This is a genomic window from Paenibacillus sp. R-74696 (genome assembly GCF_055814915.1).
In genome coordinates, this window is the sequence record NZ_JBPULM010000050.1 from 399,353 (window position 1) to 419,153 (window position 19,801).

Sequence of the window (19,801 nt, forward strand, 5' to 3'; positions counted from 1 at the left end):
ACTGATCAGATTAATAATAATGCGGGGTTGAGGCGTAAATGAGAAAATTAGTAATTTTAGGTGGCGGCTATGGCGGCCTGGCGATTGTTGAAGAACTGATTGAGAAGCATATTCCACTTGATGTATCCATCGTTCTAATTGACCGCATGCCGTTCCAAGGCCTGAAGACAGAATATTATGCTCTCGCTGCCGGAACCGTGTCCGACCTGGAGCTGCGCGTCAAGTTCCCGACAGACTCGCGCGTGAGCACGGTTTATGGCGAGGTTGACAATCTTGATCTCGATAATAAGCTGGTCTATCTGGAGCAGCAAGACCCGATCTCCTACGACTGGCTCGTTATCGGTCTTGGCTGTACGGATAAATACCATGGCATTGAAGGGGCAGAGGCGTTCTCTACGAGCATTCAAACGTTTTCTGCCGCACGTAAAACGTATCAACAGCTTAATGACGTCAAGCCTTATGGACAGGTCTCAATCGTAGGCGGCGGTCTCAGCGGCGTTGAAGTAGCTGCCGAGCTGCGTGAAAGCCGTCCGGATTTAAACATTCGCATTATTGACCGCGGTGCAGGCGTCATGTCTGCTTTCCCAGGCAAGCTGCAATTGTTTGTCGCAGAATGGTTTAAAGGCCACCAAGTTGAAATGCTCGGCAATGTTTCCCTTTGCAAGCTTGAACAGGGCGTCCTGCACGATCACAATTCCAGCAAGTCGCTGCTGAGCGATGTAACGGTATGGACGGCAGGCATTCAGCCGGTGCCAATCGTACAGCGTCTGGACTTGCCGAAGGATAATCAAGGTAGGCTGATTATTGATGAGCACCATCAGCTTCCTTCCCACAGCGGCGTGTTCATCGTCGGAGATTGTGCTTCACTGCCCTTCTCCCCAAGCGGACAGGCGGCTGGCGCGCAAGGCAAGCAAATCGCTGAAGTCATGCAGGCCATTTGGCATGACAAAACGCCCCGGCTTGGCAAAATCAAGCTCAAGGGCGTTCTCGGTTCGCTCGGCAAAAAGAGCGGCTTTGGCATTATGGGCGGCACACCGCTTATGGGCCGTGTACCCCGCCTCGTAAAAAGCGGCATTTTATGGCGGTCCAAGCGCCACTTCGGTTAAAGATCGTCCAGCAGCTTGTCAAGCGCGTCACGATCGGTCTCTTGGCGAATAATAGCTTCATGAATTTTGCCATATAATTCATCAATGGTATCGGCGGCGACAATTTCCCCCTCGACGAGGGCAAACGGCTTTAAGTAGCATTCGCCGCAGTTGCCTAGACAGCCATATTCTGTGATTTCGTAGAGATCCTCTTGCTCGAATTTCTGCATAATGTCCACGGTTCCATGGTGGGCATTGCTTGTACAATATTCAATCATTGTCTTAAACATAAGCTTTACACCTTACCTTGCTGTAGGTATCCATTTTCAATTGCACGACTTTGTACTATAATAAGACAGAAAGGAGATGATTGCAATGAGTGAACAAGCACAAAGCACAATGTACGATGAAGTATTGGACGTACTGGATAAATTGCGTCCGTTCCTGCAGCGCGACGGAGGAGACGTCGAGCTCGTTGACGTTGAGGGCGGTATCATTAAGCTTCGCCTGATGGGAGCATGCGGCAGCTGCCCGAGCTCCACAATCACGCTTAAAGCTGGTATTGAGCGCGCACTGCTTGAAGAGGTTGAAGGCGTAGTCGAAGTCGTTCAAGTATTCTAAGCGTACGCTAAAGCAGGCTATAGCGAAAGCCCGGTGTCCTCTGAGGACTACCGGGCTTTCGCTGTTTGCATGTTCTATTCAGCTGCGGGCAGGCACTTGTATATGCTCGGTTCACAAACCTTTAATATTAGGACGAATCGGATCAAATCCGCCCGTGACATTAATAATATTCCCCGTTAAAAAATCCGACCGCCGTTCACATAGAAAGGTGATTACCCGTGCAACATCTTCACCTGTTCCGGGCCGGCCAAGCGGTGATTCCGCATCCTCCTGGCCTTCCACCTCGGCAATCGTCCGCTCCTTGTTCGCCCCGCGAATGTCTCCAGGACCAATCATATTCACGGTAATGCCATAAGCTGCTTCTTCAACGGCAAGCGATTTCGTAAAGGAAACGAGACCGGTTTTGGCAGCCGCATATACGGCTCGGTGGGGCCAAGCCCGCGCTTCTCCCGCGTGGCCAAACCCAAAATGAATAATTCTGCCCCAGCCACGGCTGCGCATGCCTGAAAGCAGCTTGTGGTCCAGCAGCATGACGCTGAGTAAATTGCTGTTAAGCATGTCCGATATGTCGGCAAAATCATAGTCGGCAAACAGCCGCCGCTCCCTAACAAACGGTCCCGCATTGTTGACCAAAATGTCGATGCCGCCCCTCCAGCTTGCCGCTTCATCAGCCAGCTTCGTCGCGCCCTCCATCGTTGAAAGATCAGCCTGCACAATGGTAGCGCTTACTCCTAGTTGTTCGATTTCTTTTTTCGTTTGCTGAGCTTCCTGCTCGCTCTTAAAATAATTAATGACGATATGACTGCCCTGCTTAGCAAGCTCGATTGCCGTTCTTTTGCCAAGACCTTTGGCGCTCCCTGTAACAAGCGCCGTTTTCCCGTTCAACTCCAACAGTGCTTCCTCCCTGCGATTACGAATCAATTATCTTTTTCGTATATAACCGCAAGCGTACTGGAACGTAAGGTATAAAGTATCGGTCACCATTGCTACTCCAGCCGCCAGGTCTTGTGACTGCGCCATGATGTTTTCTAGCTTTACTTCAAGTCCATAGCCTTTATGGCTTTGCACAAGATCATCAAGCATTTCGGAATTCATATAATGGATTTCTGCATTGCGCCGTTTCCGCAGGCGTGCCATCGGCTCCTGCGTTAAGCTTTTGACCTCATCAAGGCCGCCTGTCAGCGGTCGATGAACACCGCGCTCGCGCATATTCCGCAGCACCGTAAAATAGGAAAAATGCGGTTTAATCCGCTCTGTCTTCATGGCGAGCAAATCGTTCAGCAAAATGCCTATTTTATCAAGCAAAGCGAAAACGCGAATGAACGCATTTTTGTCAAAATAAACATAACGCTGGTACATAAGATACTCATCGGATTGCATTTGGCTGACTGAGCTGGATTTGATTTTCTGCTTGAAGCGAAGCGTTGCATAATGGCTCTGCTCCAGCTCATTCAAGGAAGAAATTAAACCGCGTGTCCAGATCTCATACGTACGAAGCTTATGATCTACATCCTTGCCCGCCTCCACCTTGCTATGAAGCTGCGATATAAACTGCTCCATTAAACGCACCGTTTCACCGTGTCGTCCCTCTAATGCCCGTTCTGGCTCGTCAAACAGAAATCGCAACATCTTGTGTGCCTCCGTCCCCTCTAGGCTATCTAGCGCCTTCCCGCAGCCTCCAAGAACGCACCAACATATCCATTATAACGCCGAATAGTGCACTAACAATGAGATTATGCAATAAATTTGTAAAAACAAACCAATTTGAATTTGTAATCGTCAATGTGAGCAGAGCTCCACTTAACACTTGCGTCAGCACGAGAATGAGCGCGAGCTTAGCCATGGGAGCCAGTCCCCCATTTGCGCCACTTTTCCTGCGAATATGCAGGTATACGCCAGCAATCGCAAGAGACAATATAACGGCACCTATGCGGTGAATGAATACAATCGTCTCGGCTCCTTCAAAATCAGGAATGACTTTCCCGTTGCATAACGGCCAGTCCAGACAGCCGCCGCCGGAATCGGTATGACGAATATAAGCGCCTAAATATATAACAACGTAAATATATACCGCCAGCCCCAAAAGACGTGGAAAAACAGATCTTGGCACTGAAAATTCGACCGCTTGTCCATCCCGATTGCGATATGCCCATAAAACGAGCAGCAGGGTAGAAGCAAATGCCATAAGCGATATGCCAAAATGAATCGCCATCACCCATGGAGATTGCGGCCATTTTACAGCAGCAGCCCCCATCAGTGCTTGAACAATTGTGAAAAACAAGGAGCTGCTTGCGAATACAAGCGGCTGTTTATAGACGATTTTGTCTCGTCTAAACAAAATAATTGACGCAATAAACATCCCTACGACCAAAAGTCCTTCAATACCCGTTGTAAGCCTATGCGTGTATTCGATAAGCGATTCTAATGTATAGGCTGGTATAAATTTTCCATGGCATAATGGCCAGTCATCTCCACAGCCTCTGCCAGCATCCATGTTCGTGACCAATGCACCGTTCAGCAGTATGATTAGCATGCCTAGAGATGTTGCAACTGAAAATTTGCGAAAACGGCTTGAAACCATTCGTACAATCACCTTTTTTCGTTTGAATTACCACTCATTATAGCCATAAAATATGCCAAAAGCCATGTTGAAAATGTGACACTTGTCCATCAACGCTCTAATTATGATGCTTCTGTGACCATAAAAAAATCCGTGCGACGGTGCCGCACGGACTTTGCAAATTGTGCTTATTGGTTTTCCGCCAAAGCATCGGATACTTGCAAGGCGCGATCCACAAACTGTTCGATCTCCTCACGCGACTTCCGAAGCTTATTAACGAACCGCACAACTTCCTGCCCTTTGCGAAAAGCAAGGAAGCTTGGAATGCCGAGAATGTTCAGCTCAGATGACAAATCTGGCAAATCATCGCGGTCAATTTCGTAAAAAACCACTTTGCCCGCATACTGCTGCTCAAGCTCCGGCATAAATGGCTCAATATAATGGCAATCCTTGCACCACGTTGTTTTGAATACGATAACCGTCAGTTCATCGGCCTGCACAGCTTCCCGAAAGGAAGCATCTGTCGTTAATTTAAGCATTTGCTAATTCCTCCTTCTTATCCAACTTCACGTTCAATGACTAAATATTTCTCTGAGTCGTAATAAGATTCCCATTTCAAAGATGCGCCAAGCGACTTCGCAAGATTGCGGGCTGAAACATAAACCGTTCCGCTTACAGTCGTTGCCGGATAAGACCATTTCACCGACTTGCCGTTTACGATGGCGGTATCGCTGCCGCTTTTCACCATAATCGTTGTATCAGTCGCCTTATCGAATAGCGTCAGCTGCTTCGTTTTCTTATTATAGGAAATCGTAGCGCCAAGCTGCTCCGCCACATCACGCAAAGGCACAAGCGTAATATTCGAAGGAGTTATAATTGGCGGATTGCCATAATCCTGTGTATAAAGCTCTACCGTCTGAACGCCCACATGAAACGTATTTTTTAACAGATCATAAGCATAGGAGCTTTTGTCAAACCATTGCAGCGTTTCGTAGCCGTTCAGGCCGTACATATCATCCAGATTAATGGCATTCTCGCTTACGACTGGAGCATCTGCCTTCACCGCTTCATTCACATTCCATTTTTGGCTCTCGGAGCGAATAACGATGCTCATTTGCGTCTCGGGCTCGGTATCGCCAAGCGTAATGCTTGCCTCTACTACTTGCTTGCGTATGTCCAACTTGCTGTCCACATAAACGTCTGTTTTCAGCGTCGTAGCCTTATTAAATACAGAATCGAGGAGAAGGCCGTCCTCCTCTTGCTCCATTGCTAGCATTTCCTCCTGCAAGTATGCAAGCTCTTCTGCAAGGCTGTCTGCCATTTCTTTAATCGTATCCTCTTGTGTAGGCCCATCCAGCACAACCGGTTGGTCAAAAGGATTTACTTCACCAATTGCTTCCCATACTTCTGGATGGCTGGAAAGCACTTCAACAAACCCTTTAACCATATTGTCCAGACCAGCACGGTCGCTTACAAGAACATCGACATATTTTTTAATCCATGTCCAAATAGCCGGGCCATCCAGCTCCGTATGAACTTTCATCAAGGATACCGATTGGCCATTAATCGTTTCCTGCACCGCATTTACTGAAATTTGATCGGGATTAGGCAGATTATTAATAAAATAGCCGCTTATGACATCGATAATTTCTTTTCCCAGCTCAACGAGCGAGGCGTCTGCCGGACCACCCGTTACGGACTGTCCAATCGCGCCAGAAACGCCCATTAAGGAAGGCAAGCCCGCTTCGCTCATGTCCAGAGCAAAGGGCTGCTTCGCCCCTTCAATTTCTACGACCGCCGTTGTATCGGACATTTTGAGTGAAAAGCCAATGGAAATCGTGTCAGCCAGCAGAAGCTTGCCGCTGTAAGATACATGTGTGTCATCCTGTACCTTGATATTTGTCAGCTCAAGCTTTGCACTGTTGATCAATTTCATAATCGCGAGTTCATCTTCGTCCATATATTCAAGATCTTCTTCACTCAAATTTAATTGCAGCGACAACGTTTGCTCGCCCTCATAAGAAGTAACCTTAAGCGAGTTCGTAATCGCCTTATTCAGATCGACACCGCTAATAGCCTGACAGCCCGCAACAAACACAAGCACCAAGGCCAGCAGCAAGGCGACCCCTTTTTTTATGCTCCCCAGCTTTTTCAATGTACGTAACCCCTCTCGCCAACAAATTAAAAATGAATAAAATCCTCTTCATTGTACATGAGCCTAAGATCGGTGTAAATGTATGGAAATAAGAGAACGGATGAAAAATTCATATGCTTTCCTATATTTTAAATGAAGCTTACACCGCAGCACGGCCAGTCAGCCTGAACAGCTTGGCAAACAGCTTGCGAAGCGGTCCAGGGAATGTTTTGACATCCTCCGCTGTCACGACGCGCAGCAAGATGAGCAGACCCAAATACAAACCGCCAATAACGATGCCAGCAGCAATGAGAGAAATCAGATAGGCCAGCCTATCGGGCAATGCAAAGCCTTCAAGCAGCCATCTGAGGCCTTTGTCCACTCCCCAGCCTGCTGCCATCGAAATGAGTACCGCTGCAAAATAAGGCACCCAGCGACGGCCAAGCACGTTGAATTGCACATAGCTGCGAATGGATTGCAAATTAAACCAAGTAATAAAAATAAAACAAAGCGTGGATGCGGCAATAAGCCCATAAATACCGAATATCGGAGCTAATACGAAGCTGCCCAGCAGCTTGAGCCCAATACCAATTAATGTGTTGTACATCGCTAACCGCGGTCTGCCAAGCCCGAATAATACCGAATTGCTGATCATCATCGTCGCTTGAAAAATCGTACCTGCTGTCAAAGCCGCCACAATGCCGCTGCCTTGCGGTCCTGTGAACAGCAGTCCCGTAACCGAATAGGCTAGAACAGCAAGCGTCAGTGCCGCTGGAATGCCTGTAAACAGTACAATACGCATAACGAGCGACGTTTGGCGATTAACCTCTGACATATTCCGCACGGAAAAAGCAGAAGATATGACCGGAATAATTGAAGTACTTAGCGCTATTGCCAAAATCGGTGGAATACCGGCAATGGATTGCGCCTTCCCCCCGAAATCAGCCAATACCTCGACTGCCTGATTATAGCTGTAAACGCCCGCCCGCAATTTCATGAGCAAGTAATTATCAACCATATACATGAGTTGAACCGTTATAGCCGTAACGACAATCGGGATGGAAATCGAAAATATTTCCCGGTAAATAGCGCGATACGGAATACGTGAGGCCTCGGCTTTTTGTAAAGCAACCGTTTGAGCAGCCTCGCTGCCTGCTGACATTTTGTCCAGTTCGAGCTTGTCCGTCCGGCGCAGCTTGACTGCGTACCACACCATCACCGCAATAGCGCCTATCGCTCCGAAAAAGTTACCGAAGGACGCTGCCGCTGCTCCCATCTGGTCACCCCAGCCCCAGGCGAGTACAAGAATCGCCAAGCCGACACCGACAATAACGCGCATAATTTGCTCCATAATTTGCGATAACCCGCCCGCCATCATCAGCTGGCGCCCTTGAAAATAACCGCGCATCATGGCGATTAGAGGAAACAAGAGCAGCGTTGGTGCTATCGCCCGAATGGCGAATACTGCGTCAGGCAAATCTTGAGATGCTGCCAGCTGTGGTGCAAAAACATACAACAAAGTAGACAAGATTAGTCCTGTTACCAGACCGAACAAAAGCGCCGCCTTATAAATGCGCTGCGCTTCCTGCTGGCGGCCAAGCGCATAACGCTCGGACACCATTTTACTAATGGCACTCGGGATGCCCCCTGTTGCTACAATAAGTAAGGTTAAATATAGATTATTAGAGACGGTAAAACTCGCCAAGCCTTCTTTGCTCAGCATATGCTCCAGCGGCACCCGCTGGAAAATACCAAGCATGCGGGCGACCAGTGCGGCCATGGCTAAAATCAATGTTCCTTTAATAAGTGAATCCTTCTTCATAGCGGGTATGTCTCTCTTTCGAATGCAGGATTATGGTTTAGCGAGTGGCTCAAGCGGCTGGTGATTGCCGCGGACGGGTACTCCAGCACCCGAAGGCTTTGCCCAATGAACCGCATTTTTAATTACTTGCAGCACTTGTTCATTGTAATAGGTTGGATATGTTTCGTGACCTGGTCGGAAGTAAAAAATCTTCCCTTGGCCGCGGTAGAAGGTGCAGCCGCTGCGGAACACCTCGCCGCCCTCGAACCAGCTTAAAAAGATGAGCTCATCCGGTGCGGGAATATCGAAATGCTCGCCGTACATTTCCTCATGCTCAATTGTAATGTACTCCGGCAAGCCTGCAGCAATTGGATGGGCCGGATTCACGGTCCAGATACGTTCCTTCTCACCTGCTTCGCGCCATTTCAAATCGCAGCCGGTGCCCATTAGTTTTTTGAAAATTTTCGAAAAATGACCGGAATGCAATACAATGAGTCCCATGCCTTGCATGACGCGCCCATGCACACGTTCGACAATCGCATCCTCGACTTGATCATGGCCCATATGTCCCCACCAGATCAGGACATCTGTATTGTTCAGGCGTTCTTCGGTCAGCCCGTGCTCTGGCTGATCAAGCGTAGCTGTAGCGATTTCAAATGAATCGGTGGCGATGCCTGCTGCTAGAGCGTTATGTATGCCATCCGGATAAACGCGCAGCACCTCTTCGTGCACCTTCTCATGCAAAAACTCATTCCAGACCGTCACTTTAATCATCGATTCTCAGCTCCCCCAAATATAATAAAACGATTTCAAAACGTTGTTGACCATGTTGTCTGCTCTCAGGTTTTCAGGCTTACGGTCTTAAGGTTTTCACTGTAAAAAGCGAAGGATTGTCCGAGCTTTTTTGTGGAGAAGGTAGTTGATGAAAAAGGCGGAGCGGAGTAAAAGGTTTGGATTTGAGAAGCGGAGCGTTCGCCTTTGCCCCAGAAATTATACCGCTGAGCGGATATATTCAAAAATTTCTGGGGCAACAGCGATCGAAAACCAAATCTTTTACGCAGCGCAGCACTATTTTCATCAATCATCCTTTACACAACCAGCCAAACAATAAAGAGCACAATCATGATGGACTGCAAAACAACCTTCACCACCACACTAGTCAGCAGCCCGACAAGCGAGCCGATACCTACCTTCGCAGCATGCTTCCACTCCTGAACGACGAAAAACTCGCCGATGACCGCGCCCACGAATGGGCCGATAATGAGACCGAAAGCTGGAATAACGAATGGTCCCAATATAAGGCCGATGGTACTGCCGATTATAGAGGCCTTAGAGCCGCCAAATCGCTTGACGCCCCAGGCGCTGACCGCATAATCCGCTACGAACAAGACAACGACGATGAGCGTTTGCAGTGTCCAAAAGACCCAGCCGAACGGCTCAAAGGTAATACACAGGCCATAAGCAAAAAACGCGGCGTAAATGGCAAGCGCCCCCGGCAATATCGGATACACCGTACCCGCCATGCCGACAATAAATAAAATGATAACGAGAGACCAGCCTAAGATGTCCAAGCCGTTTTCATCCCTTCAGTACATATTTCTTAATAATTTCGGCAACGCCATGCTCATTATTCGACAGTGTAATAACGTCAGCCGCTTCCTTCACAGCATCTTGGGCATTGCCCATAGCAACGCCAAGTCCTGCATCGCGAATAGCGGCTATATCGTTCAAGCTGTCTCCAACTGCAACGACCTGCGACATGTCAATACCCATGACTTCACAAAGCTCGCTCAGCGCGGATGCTTTGGTAACGCCTTTTGGATTCATCTCCCAGTTGCTCGTCGAGGAATTCGTAATTTCTAGCGCATCCCACTCGCTAACTTCCTCATAAATCTTCTTAAGTACGACAGCATCTTCGGTGTAGTAACCGAACTTCAGCCAATGATGGGCTTCATAATCATCCGCTGGCGCAATCCATTTTTCCAAATTGTAAATGTCCTTCGTGCTGTATGCCCAAAACCAGGTGCCTGCGTGCTTCTGCGCAATTTTATGAAGCCGCTCTACATATACCGGATCAAGCAGCGCTCTGCGGTGCAGCACATGAGGCTTCTTCCAGATCTCGCCACCATTTACCGTAATCATCGGCGTTTCAAGCTGCAATTGCTCGGCAAACGGCAAGGCACTGCGGAAGCCGCGTCCCGTCGAAAAACTAACCGTTACACCGGCATCAAGCGCCTTTCTAATCCACAACGCATTTTCATCGCTAATTTCACTCAGTTCATTCAGCAGCGTCCCGTCCATATCGAGTGCTACTAATTTATAATCTGCCATCGTTACCTCCTGCATTTGCTGCATAACATCATATCTTGATGCAATACAGCCATTTTATCATATTTTGGGCGTAAGCCAAACGATCCTGCTCCACTTCAAAAAAATAAAGACCAACCGCAAATTTCCGGTTGGCCTTCATTACTGCTGCGCGATGAAACGCAGCACAAGAAAAGTTCGCATATCGCGTATTATTGGGCTAAACGGCGCAAACGCCATTTTTTCCAGATGACGCCATGGCTAGGCGAGAACAGCAGGGCCAAGATGAACAGCACGCCAGCAGCACTAACGATACAGCCTGCAATCGAGGCATCTAGCACAGTCGCCACGCCATAACCAATGAATGTGCTGGCAATGCCCACACCTGCGCTCAAAGCGATCATGACGCTCAGCCGCTCCGTTAATAAATAGGCGGTCGCAGCAGGAATAACCAGCAGCCCAACTACGAGGATCGCCCCTACGCTCTCGAAGGAGCTGACCGTCGCCATCGACACGAGCCCCATCAATAAATAATGGAACAAAGCAACGGGAATGCCACAGGCAGCCGCAAGCGCTGGATCAAAGGCGCATAGCTTGAACTGCTTATAGAACAGCCCAATGACGACTAAAATGACCGTTAACGTAATGCCAAGCAGCCATACCGCTATCGGTCCCATACTGACGCCGTTCAGCGTCCACGTATTCCAGTGCACATAGGCAATTTCTCCATATAAAATCGCATCCTGATCGAGATGCACCTGGCGGGCATACAGGCTCACCAGCAGCACCCCAGTAGCAAACATCGCAGTAAAAACAACGCCAATGGACGCATCCGATTGAATGCCGCTTTGCTGAAACAGCTGGATAAGGAATACAGCAAGCAAACCGCAAGCCATAGCCGCTAGCATCATAACGAGTGAATCACGCGAACCACTGATCAGAAAAGCAATAACGATACCCGGCATTACCGAGTGGCTGATCGCATCGCCGATCATCGCCATTTTTCGCAAAACGAGAAAAGCTCCCAGTATGCCGCAGCAGCTGGCGACAAGCGAGCCTGTCAGCAATATCCAAAAATCGCTCATAGCGTCGCTCCCCCCTTTAGCTGCCGTTCCTTATGACCCTGCTCCTCATGGAAGCTCCGTGCCACTTTGAGCCGCAGCAGCCGTTTTGCGAGCAGACCTCTACGAGGACCAAACAATATCGAAATTAAAAATAATGCCGTTGCCGCAAGCACAGTCAGCGGACCCGTTGGCAAATTCGAGCCAAGCGAGCTAATAATCGTGCCGATTCCGCCGCTCAAAGCGCCGAACAAGCCAGAGATAACAACCATAAAGCCAAGCTTATCCGTCCAATAACGAGCCGACACCGCCGGCGTAATAATCAGCGCGGCCACCAGCACAACACCGACCGCTTGAATGCCCACGACTACAGCTACTACCATCAAAAACATAAGCAGTTGCTCAATTAGAGCCACCGGATAGCCAAGTCCGCGCGCAAAGCCGGGATCGAAGGATACAAGCTTGAATTGCTTGAAAAATAACGTACAGATCGCGATGAGCGATAAACTCACAATCGACATCGTAAGTACATCGGAGCCAACCATTGCGGCCGCCTGACCGAATAAAAACTTATCCAGTCCCGATTGATTGCCGTATTCGCCATGCTGGATAATCGTTAATAATACGATGCCGAAGCCAAAAAAGCTGGATAACACAATCCCCATTGCCGCATCATGCTTAATCCGCGAATTTCGCGTAATCCAGCCGATGCCGAACGTAGCGACAAGGCCAGCTGCCCCTGCTCCAAGCAGAAAAAACAGCAGCGATTTTGTGCCCGTCAGCATAAAAGCAATACAAATCCCAGGCAGCGCCGCATGAGCCAGCGTATCGCCCATCAAGCTTTGCTTGCGCAAATAGGAGAAGCTGCCGATGACGCCACTGCTTAAGCCAAGCAGCGTGCAGCTTAGAAAAATCCATTGCATGTTCGGATCTTGAAGCAGTCTCCACAACGTTTCCATCTCAGCCTCACCCTTTCGTGACAGCAAGCCGGGCATTTCCGCCACGCTCTAGAAAGGCAAGCCGCCCGCCATAGGTTTGCTGGAGCATTTGCTGTGTAAATACTTGCTCGGTTTTGCCATATGCCTGAAGCTCCACATTGAGCAGCAGAACAGAATCAAAATATTCCTCGACCGTCGCCAAATCATGATGGACGACGATAACCGTTTTGCCCTGCCGCTTCAGCTCTTGCAGCAGCGTAATAATCGCCTTCTCGGTTGCAGCATCGACACCTGCGAACGGCTCATCCATGAAATACAGCTGAGCGTCCTGCACGAGCGCACGAGCCAGAAATACCCGCTGCTGCTGGCCGCCAGACAGCTGACTAATTTGCCTTGTGGCGAAATCCGCCATGCCGACCTTCGCCAAGCATTCCATCGCCAGCCTGCGTTCCTTTGCTCCCGGGCGGCCGAACAGGCCCAGATGGCCGTAACGGCCCATCATGACCACATCCAGCGCATTCGTTGGGAAATCCCAATCGACCGACTCGCGCTGCGGCACATATCCGATCAGCCTGCGCTGCTGGCGGTACGGCTTGCCATAGATCAGCACTTCTCCGCTGAGGCGAGGAATGAGGCCGAGCGCCGCTTTCATCAGCGTAGACTTGCCCGCTCCGTTGGGCCCGATTACGCCGATCAGCTCCCCTTCTGCTACGGAGAAAGATACGCTGCGCAGCACCGGTTTTTTCTGGTAAGCTACGCTTAAGCCTTCAATTGTCAAAGGAGCTGCCGTTTTTAAATGATTTTTCATAGTAGCCATCGCCTCTCACTGCGTCTTGTTATTTGAGTGCATTTACAATTGTATCTACGTTATGTTTAACCATACCGATATAAGTACCTTCTACCGTTCCGGGATCGCCCATCGCGTCAGAAAACAATTCGCCGCCGATTGTCACTTCATGCCCCAATTGGCGAGCACCCTCGATAACGGAATCGATGGATTTGCGCGGCACGCTGGATTCGATGAACACCGCTTTGATTTGTTTTTCAACGAGAAAATCTCTCAGCTCGCTTACATCCTTCGACCCATACTCAGACATCGTATTCATCCCCTGCAAGCCTGTGACCTCTAGGCCATAAGCTGCGCCAAAATATCCGAAGGCGTCATGCGCCGTTACGAGAATTCTGCCTTTTTCAGGAATCGTCGCGATTTGCTCTCTTGCATATTGATCAAGCTCCTCAAGCTTCGCTAGGTAAGCCTCCGCCCGCTCCTTGTAGCCCGCCTCGTTCGCTGGGTCTTTCTCCACTAGCGTATCGCGTATAACCTCAGTTGCAGACATCCACAGCTTAACATTGAACCAGATATGGGGATCATGTGTTGTGGAGTCGCCGCTTGGATTGCCATGCAGCTCCGATTCTGGAATTTGCGAGGAGACTGCCACTGTTGGCTTTTGCTTCTCCAGCTTCTCGAACATCTCCCCCATTTTCCCTTCCAGATGCAAGCCGTTATAAAAAATAATATCAGCCTGATCCAGCTTCTTTACATCACCCTGAGATGCTTTGTATAAATGGGGGTCGATACCCGACCCCATAAGTCCTGTTACTGCAACATCGTCTCCACCAACCTCTGACGCTACATTAGCGATCATTCCGGTCGTCGCCGTGATTTTTAATTTTCCATCTTCGTTTGCTGTCTCGCTGCCACTGCCGCTTGTACAGCCTGCCAATACAATTGCGGATAAAGCCAAAAACATTAACGTCATAATTAACCTCTTCAACGCCGAATTCATTTTACGCTTCTTCTTCATTAGTCCAATCCCCTGCCCATCTATTTGTTTTCATTGCTTTGATTTATTTTGCCTATGCGAATGTAAGTTAGCTAAGCGCCTCTTTGTTTATATTATACAAAAAAGTTTCTCTAGTGCAACATTTTTTTTAAAAAAAGACCTCTCCAATCAGCAGCGCTGTTGAAAAGGCCTTATAGAATAAGCTATTTAACTAGGTTATTGCACCTTTGTTTCCGTACCTTCAGCTTCTGTATCCGTCGTAGCCGCGACATCCTTTGCCTTTCCTGGAACGCCGTTTAGGCCAACTTCATAATCATAGGCATCAAAAATTTTACGGGCAACCGGCGCTGCCGCCCAGCCGCCAAAACCGCCGTCCGGCATAATGACAGCAACTGCGAGCTTGGGATTTTCAGCAGGGGCATAAGCGATAAATACACCGTTATCCGCCGTTCTGCCTTTAACGGACGATTGCGCTGTCCCTGTTTTACGATTAAAGGTATAGCTTACGCCATCGAAACCTTGCACTTTTACTTTTCCCATTCCTGTCTCAATTTCTTTCCAGTAAGCATCAGGGAGATCGACCGTATTGAGCACCACTGGCTCAAAGGCTTGCACAACCTTGCCTTCGGAATCTTTAATCTCATTGACAAATTGCGGCTTCATCCGCTTGCCATGATTAGCAAGCATCGTTACGTACTGTACCAACTGCAAGGCGGTATAACGAGCCTGTTGGCCGAACGAGGCACGAATGAGTGCGGATTGCGCACTTGCCGTCTCAAACTCATGGTAATAATCGACGCTTCCCTTTTTCTCCATGCGAAGTCCGCTTTCGGTAGAAACGCCTAGTCCAAACTCCTTCATATATTTGTCCCAGACATTAATACCCTCGATACCCGGATATTTTTGGTTCAGCCTGCTGCCGATCATCGAAGCCATAAAGGGGTTGGAGGATTTCTCAATAGCTTTAGCAGGATCAAGCGTTCCATAGACGTGACCGCCAGCATTTCCAATCGGAACCTCATGACCAGCTTTACCAAATCTGAATACGCCTGTATCGTTGTAAGTAGATTCTGTTGTAAACAAGCCTTCATTTAGACCAATTAAAACGGAAAGCGGCTTGAGCGTCGATCCTGGTGGAACGAGTGAAGATGGATGGCTTTTACGCTCCTCATCTGAATCGTATTTCGGATAGATTTCCGTAATCGTTCCATTATTAACAACATTCTCAATGTTGTCATAATCCTTCTGGCTAATGCTGCCGCCAGCCCAAATGTTCGGATCATAATCCGGCATACTAGCCATTGCGACTACTTTGCCTGTCTCCACTTCCATCGCAACTGCAAAGCCGATTTTTGCATAAGGCGCACGTTCAGCAGATATGGATGAAGTGCTGATTTTTCTAATCTGATCCATAATGGCCTGCTCTGATGTTTGCTGCACGCCCCGATTAATCGTCAGGTAAAGGTCATCGCCTTTTTCTGGATTCGTAATTTGTACAGGGCCGACGATAACCTCCTGATTGTTGACCGGATAGCTCTTCAGCCCGTTTTTGCCACGCAATATATCCTGGTACAATAGCTCGAGTCCGTCAAACCCAACCTCTTCATCCTCCAAATATTGGAGCTGCGGGTCTTTTTCCTGTGCCTTTTCCCCATAAAAATCCAAGTTTTCGCGTACACCCTTAAATTTCTTCAAGTACCCGACCAGTTGAACCGCCGTCGTATCCTGACTATAGTGACGCACGCTTTCCTCCATAATATCTAGACCAACAAAGCTGCTTTTATTGCCGAGAAAATAAGCAATTTCCTCATTCGTCAGCCCCGTTTTAATACGTCTCGGTGTTGAAATGGTATTGAGCCTAAACCCTAAATCCATCTGCATAATGACATCTTCCACCGTCATTTTCAAAGCTGGATCTCCGTATTCGTCAAACACCTTAACGAGTCTGGTTGCTTCCTCTGTAGCAAGCTTCTTCAGATCTTCCGTTTTATAATTCGGTGGAATGCTGAAGTAAAGCGTCTGCGTCGAAGTGGAATAGGCAATCGCTTTCCCTTCAGAGTCGTAAATATTGCCGCGAATCGGCGCGATTTTCACATTCCGTGTGCTTTTCTTGCTGCCCGCCGCACTAAGCGTCGGCCCTTCTACAAACTGCAAAATAGCCAATTGAATAATCAGTACGCTAAACAAACCGAAGACGATAAAGAAAAATAAGTTCAGGCGAAAGGAAAAATGGCGTTTATTATTAATTTCCCTTTTCTGTGGATCATCCGTCAACATGCTCACCTCAATTATAAATTAAATATACAAGGTGAAACGGCTGCCCTTGTCCTCTGGCGGTGCAGCTCGTTTCAGTCCGAGAAATATAAGCGTATTTATAGGTGTAAAACTTATAAATGCTTATATTTTAAATTAAATGCTTAGCTGCTTATCCCGAATATGCGTCTGCTCAAAGTCAGGCGAATTAAACCAATCGCCCGATGAAGCCCAAGTTGCATCCAGCGGCAGCCATTTTCCCTCTATACGCACTTCATTCCACGCATGGGGGCCAAAGCCGCCCTTCCCATCTGCGCCAAGCCCCGTTACGACCCGCACCTCGATGTCTACAGCTCGCGCCATCATGTCATACAATCTCGCAACATCGATGCAAACACCTTTTCGCGTATCAAATGTGTTTTGCGGAGTTTGCTCCTGCCAAATGCCCTGCTCCTCGTAATTGCGGGCCTTGTCCCAATCATAGGCAATTCGCGTACCTAGCCACGCATACAGCGCCCTTGCTTTCGCCTCATCCGTCACTGCATCCTTAACAACCTGCACCGCCGCCTGCTCAATATCTGCAGGAATGGCATAATCGATCACTTCATATTTTCGCTGTAAAATATTTTGGAATTCCGCCTGCATCGCCTCGGCCATTACATGCCCGCGTCCAGCGAGCATATCGCCCGCCACCGGTTCCAGCAGTACAGCAGCCTGCGTATACAGAGGCGATTGCTTAATCATCTGTGCTCCAACGCCATTCGGCAGCAAGGACACATACACGAACAGAACAGCAATGAATATGAAAGCTCGGCCTGCTCCATGAATACCGCCTAACAATGCCCCAAAAGCGCGGCTTGCCGCCCGCTGCCTTGGGAGAGCCATCCGCCGCTCCTGCTGGCGACCATCCCCGTCTACGTGAACCTTTCGCCTAAATATGAGCTCAAACAACGGGTTAAGCCCAGAGGCAGCAACGCGCAGCAGCATATAAATGAGCAGAAACAGCAGCACATAACGCAGCAGTGCAAAATCCCTTATACTCGTTATCAATGTGTACCACGCCTGCTCAATCGATCCCAGCGCTCTGCTAGGGACTATAACATGCTTCCTCAGCATATCCGCTGCAACAGGCGAAAGCTTGCCCGCCCAATGCGAAGCGAGGACAAGACAAGCCACGATGACGATACTTTCCCACACAAAAAAGAAAAGGCGCCTCGCCGATCCCGATGCGCCCCTAATCAAACCCTGAATGAGCGAGACAAGGAGCACCAGGAGAACGGCAGCTGTGACAGGCTCCATCATACTTTGGCTGCCTGTCTGAATCCATTCCGTCATTCCCGTAATCCCCCTCATTCATTGCTCAAAAACATTATTTATAGTAAAAGTGCTTATTGTTTGTTTTGTTTGGCTTGATCAATAATGGATTGAATCGTCTCGTCAATTTGCAATTTGAATAAATCATTTCCACGATAAGATACGGAAACCTCATTCGTTCCCGGCACCCCAGTCAGCGCTACGCTATCTGTCGCAACGGTATAGGAGCCGTCTTCATTCGTCGTAAACTTGGCGTTCTTCGCTTCGCCGATCATAGCCGAAATGGCTTCCTGCTTAAGGCTTCCGGTTGTTTCCTCCAGCTTCGTGCCAAATGCCTTCAAATCCTCCATCGTATACCCGCTGTAGACGATAACGCCAAACACGATAACGGCGACCAAAGCCCATTTCACAACGGTTTTGACGATACGGATAATAAGCAGCAGCACAACAAGAGCAATCGCGAGCACAAACCAATGCTCCTTCAGAAAATCGCTCCAAGTATTCCAATCATAACTTGTAAAATCCAGAAACTCCAACCTGACCCCTCCTATTATAACGTGCGGACACTGCTATTATCAAACATTATACCCCAGCTGTAATCCAGCGTAAACGCTAGGCACCTTGCTTTATACAGACATATCCTGTCCGACCTTGGCGTACAAGTAAATTATATGGCTCAGGGGCATGGCCTATGAATGGATTTGGCGCTGCCGTCATCCATACGCTCCCTGTTAGGCTGATAACAATTTGGAGGTGAAGCCTGATGAAAACCGCCATCTGGCTCTATTTTTTTCTGTTCGTCGCCTTTTTTGATTTGCATGCGCAATATCCTATTTTGACGCCTTTCGCCATCTCGCTTGGCGCAGCGCCCTCGTTCATCGGGCTGATGATGGGTATGTACTCCATTACGCATCTGCCTGGCAACCTCATTGCCGGCTATGGCGTTGACCGCTTTGGCAGCAGGCTGTTTATCGTCTTCAGCTTGCTTGGAGCAGGGGTCATCCTCTTGTTTCAAGCGGGGGTGACGAATCCTTGGCAGCTGCTCGTCCTTCGCTCTATTAGCGGCTTCGTGCTCGCATTTCTCTCGCCGGCATGCCTGGCCTTGCTTGCCCGTATGACGAGCAACCGTACCGAGCAGGGCAAGCTTATGGCCGGCAACGGGCTCGTTCATACGCTGGCAACCGTCATTTCGCCAGCAGTCGGCGCTTATATGGTGGCCAAAATCGGCTTCACCACCGCGTTTTATATGCTGGGCTGGATTTTAATCGTTACTGCGATATGCGCGCTGTTTTTCATCCGCGATATCCCGGCAGCAGCCGTCCCTGTCACTCCTGCCGGAATACAGCCCCAAAAGCTGGCTTCCTCGGCGCCTGCCGATTCGAAGTCCGTATCCTGGCTCATTTATGTATTGCCGGTCGGCATCAGCTGCGCGCAGGGCATATTATCCTTCGAGCTGCCGCTCATGGCGACAACGACCGCTGGCATGATGACGACGGGCTTGCTTTTTTCAGTTGTCAGCATCGGCGCCCTAATTACGCTCAGCATGCTGTTTCTCAACCGCTTCTCCGCCTATCGCCGTACTTTATGGGGAGCGCTCGCGCTGGCTTTGATTTATTTCAGCATCGCCGCTGATTCGCCGCTGCCCTTCGCCGTTATGCTGCTGATGGTAGGCATGGCAAAAGGCATCGTCATTCCCGCGATTTCAATCTTGCTTATTGAGCTAAGTGGAGGCGCACGCTATGGCCGCACCTTTTCCGCTCTATCCATTGCCTATTCGATTGGCGCCTTCCTCGGGCCAATGCTTGCCGGTCAACTGCGCGACTATATGTCGCCGTATTATATCGCCTTTCTCGCTTTGATGCTCGCTGTGTCGATTCTCCCTTTCCACCGCCGCAGCCCGCTCGTCACGCGAACCCATTTCTCATCATGACGTCCGCAAGCTT

The 19,801-nt window shown here is 49.1% G+C and carries 21 protein-coding genes; 3 read left to right on the forward strand and 18 right to left on the reverse strand.

The window, feature by feature from the left end:
- The first annotated feature begins 38 nt into the window (after positions 1 to 38).
- Positions 39 to 1,106, forward strand: a complete 1,068-nt coding sequence (locus ACSR9A_RS30265; RefSeq protein ID WP_341281539.1) for an NAD(P)/FAD-dependent oxidoreductase — start codon at positions 39 to 41, stop codon at positions 1,104 to 1,106.
- On the opposite strand, the gene ACSR9A_RS30270 is transcribed toward ACSR9A_RS30265, so the two are convergent.
- Positions 1,103 to 1,375 (reverse strand): YuzB family protein, encoded by a 273-nt coding sequence (locus tag ACSR9A_RS30270; protein ID WP_056039283.1) that lies wholly within the window; start codon positions 1,373 to 1,375, stop codon positions 1,103 to 1,105. The genes ACSR9A_RS30265 and ACSR9A_RS30270 overlap by 4 nt on opposite strands.
- A gap of 85 nt (positions 1,376 to 1,460) precedes the next feature.
- On the opposite strand from ACSR9A_RS30270, the gene ACSR9A_RS30275 reads away from it, so the two are divergent.
- Entirely contained in the window at positions 1,461 to 1,706 is a 246-nt protein-coding gene (locus ACSR9A_RS30275; RefSeq protein ID WP_338555000.1) for a NifU family protein, read from the forward strand.
- Between the two features lie 111 nt (positions 1,707 to 1,817).
- Here the strand turns inward: ACSR9A_RS30275 and ACSR9A_RS30280 are convergent, their stop codons facing one another.
- From ACSR9A_RS30280 to ACSR9A_RS30360, 17 genes are all read right to left on the reverse strand, one after another.
- Entirely contained in the window at positions 1,818 to 2,591 is a 774-nt protein-coding gene (locus ACSR9A_RS30280; protein WP_473762385.1) for an SDR family oxidoreductase, read from the reverse strand.
- Positions 2,592 to 2,627: 36 nt separating this feature from the next.
- Positions 2,628 to 3,335 carry a Cthe_2314 family HEPN domain-containing protein gene (locus ACSR9A_RS30285; protein WP_473762220.1) on the reverse strand — a complete coding sequence of 236 codons (708 nt, stop codon included), beginning with the start codon at positions 3,333 to 3,335 and terminating at the stop codon, positions 2,628 to 2,630.
- Positions 3,336 to 3,360: 25 nt separating this feature from the next.
- Positions 3,361 to 4,287, reverse strand: coding sequence for a COX15/CtaA family protein (locus tag ACSR9A_RS30290; RefSeq protein WP_473762221.1), 927 nt, complete (start codon positions 4,285 to 4,287; stop codon positions 3,361 to 3,363).
- Positions 4,288 to 4,454: 167 nt separating this feature from the next.
- Positions 4,455 to 4,805: a thioredoxin family protein gene (locus ACSR9A_RS30295; protein ID WP_473762224.1), complete on the reverse strand. Its 351-nt coding sequence runs from the start codon at positions 4,803 to 4,805 to the stop codon at positions 4,455 to 4,457.
- Between the two features lie 17 nt (positions 4,806 to 4,822).
- Positions 4,823 to 6,421 carry a copper amine oxidase N-terminal domain-containing protein gene (locus ACSR9A_RS30300; RefSeq protein ID WP_473762226.1) on the reverse strand — a complete coding sequence of 533 codons (1,599 nt, stop codon included), beginning with the start codon at positions 6,419 to 6,421 and terminating at the stop codon, positions 4,823 to 4,825.
- Between the two features lie 139 nt (positions 6,422 to 6,560).
- The gene (locus ACSR9A_RS30305; protein ID WP_473762229.1) at positions 6,561 to 8,222 is read right to left on the reverse strand and encodes a putative polysaccharide biosynthesis protein; all 1,662 of its coding nucleotides are present in this window, start codon (positions 8,220 to 8,222) and stop codon (positions 6,561 to 6,563) included.
- Between the two features lie 30 nt (positions 8,223 to 8,252).
- On the reverse strand, positions 8,253 to 8,975 hold the full coding sequence (locus ACSR9A_RS30310; RefSeq protein WP_473762231.1) for a ThuA domain-containing protein: 723 nt from the start codon (positions 8,973 to 8,975) through the stop codon (positions 8,253 to 8,255).
- Positions 8,976 to 9,040: 65 nt separating this feature from the next.
- Positions 9,041 to 9,286: a hypothetical protein gene (locus ACSR9A_RS30315; RefSeq protein WP_473762233.1), complete on the reverse strand. Its 246-nt coding sequence runs from the start codon at positions 9,284 to 9,286 to the stop codon at positions 9,041 to 9,043.
- A 3-nt stretch (positions 9,287 to 9,289) separates the two neighbouring features.
- On the reverse strand, positions 9,290 to 9,772 hold the full coding sequence (locus ACSR9A_RS30320; protein WP_338554993.1) for a DUF456 domain-containing protein: 483 nt from the start codon (positions 9,770 to 9,772) through the stop codon (positions 9,290 to 9,292).
- A 7-nt stretch (positions 9,773 to 9,779) separates the two neighbouring features.
- A complete protein-coding gene (locus ACSR9A_RS30325) occupies positions 9,780 to 10,532 on the reverse strand; it encodes a Cof-type HAD-IIB family hydrolase (protein ID WP_473762235.1) in 753 nt (250 codons plus the stop codon).
- A 188-nt stretch (positions 10,533 to 10,720) separates the two neighbouring features.
- Positions 10,721 to 11,593 carry a metal ABC transporter permease gene (locus tag ACSR9A_RS30330; protein WP_473762237.1) on the reverse strand — a complete coding sequence of 291 codons (873 nt, stop codon included), beginning with the start codon at positions 11,591 to 11,593 and terminating at the stop codon, positions 10,721 to 10,723.
- Complete coding sequence (locus ACSR9A_RS30335; RefSeq protein WP_473762239.1) at positions 11,590 to 12,528, reverse strand: metal ABC transporter permease; 939 nt, start codon at positions 12,526 to 12,528, stop codon at positions 11,590 to 11,592. Before ACSR9A_RS30335 ends, ACSR9A_RS30330 begins: the two co-directional genes overlap by 4 nt.
- A gap of 7 nt (positions 12,529 to 12,535) precedes the next feature.
- The gene (locus ACSR9A_RS30340; RefSeq protein ID WP_341281528.1) at positions 12,536 to 13,315 is read right to left on the reverse strand and encodes a metal ABC transporter ATP-binding protein; all 780 of its coding nucleotides are present in this window, start codon (positions 13,313 to 13,315) and stop codon (positions 12,536 to 12,538) included.
- A 28-nt stretch (positions 13,316 to 13,343) separates the two neighbouring features.
- On the reverse strand, positions 13,344 to 14,312 hold the full coding sequence (locus ACSR9A_RS30345; protein ID WP_473762242.1) for a metal ABC transporter solute-binding protein, Zn/Mn family: 969 nt from the start codon (positions 14,310 to 14,312) through the stop codon (positions 13,344 to 13,346).
- Positions 14,313 to 14,507: 195 nt separating this feature from the next.
- On the reverse strand, positions 14,508 to 16,568 hold the full coding sequence (locus ACSR9A_RS30350) for a peptidoglycan D,D-transpeptidase FtsI family protein (protein ID WP_473762244.1): 2,061 nt from the start codon (positions 16,566 to 16,568) through the stop codon (positions 14,508 to 14,510).
- Between the two features lie 132 nt (positions 16,569 to 16,700).
- Positions 16,701 to 17,879 (reverse strand): transglutaminase domain-containing protein, encoded by a 1,179-nt coding sequence (locus tag ACSR9A_RS30355; RefSeq protein WP_473762246.1) that lies wholly within the window; start codon positions 17,877 to 17,879, stop codon positions 16,701 to 16,703.
- 53 nt (positions 17,880 to 17,932) lie between these two features.
- On the reverse strand, positions 17,933 to 18,394 hold the full coding sequence (locus ACSR9A_RS30360; protein WP_473762248.1) for a hypothetical protein: 462 nt from the start codon (positions 18,392 to 18,394) through the stop codon (positions 17,933 to 17,935).
- Positions 18,395 to 18,621: 227 nt separating this feature from the next.
- On the opposite strand from ACSR9A_RS30360, the gene ACSR9A_RS30365 reads away from it, so the two are divergent.
- Positions 18,622 to 19,788: an MFS transporter gene (locus tag ACSR9A_RS30365; protein WP_473762250.1), complete on the forward strand. Its 1,167-nt coding sequence runs from the start codon at positions 18,622 to 18,624 to the stop codon at positions 19,786 to 19,788.
- Positions 19,789 to 19,801: the final 13 nt, after the last annotated feature.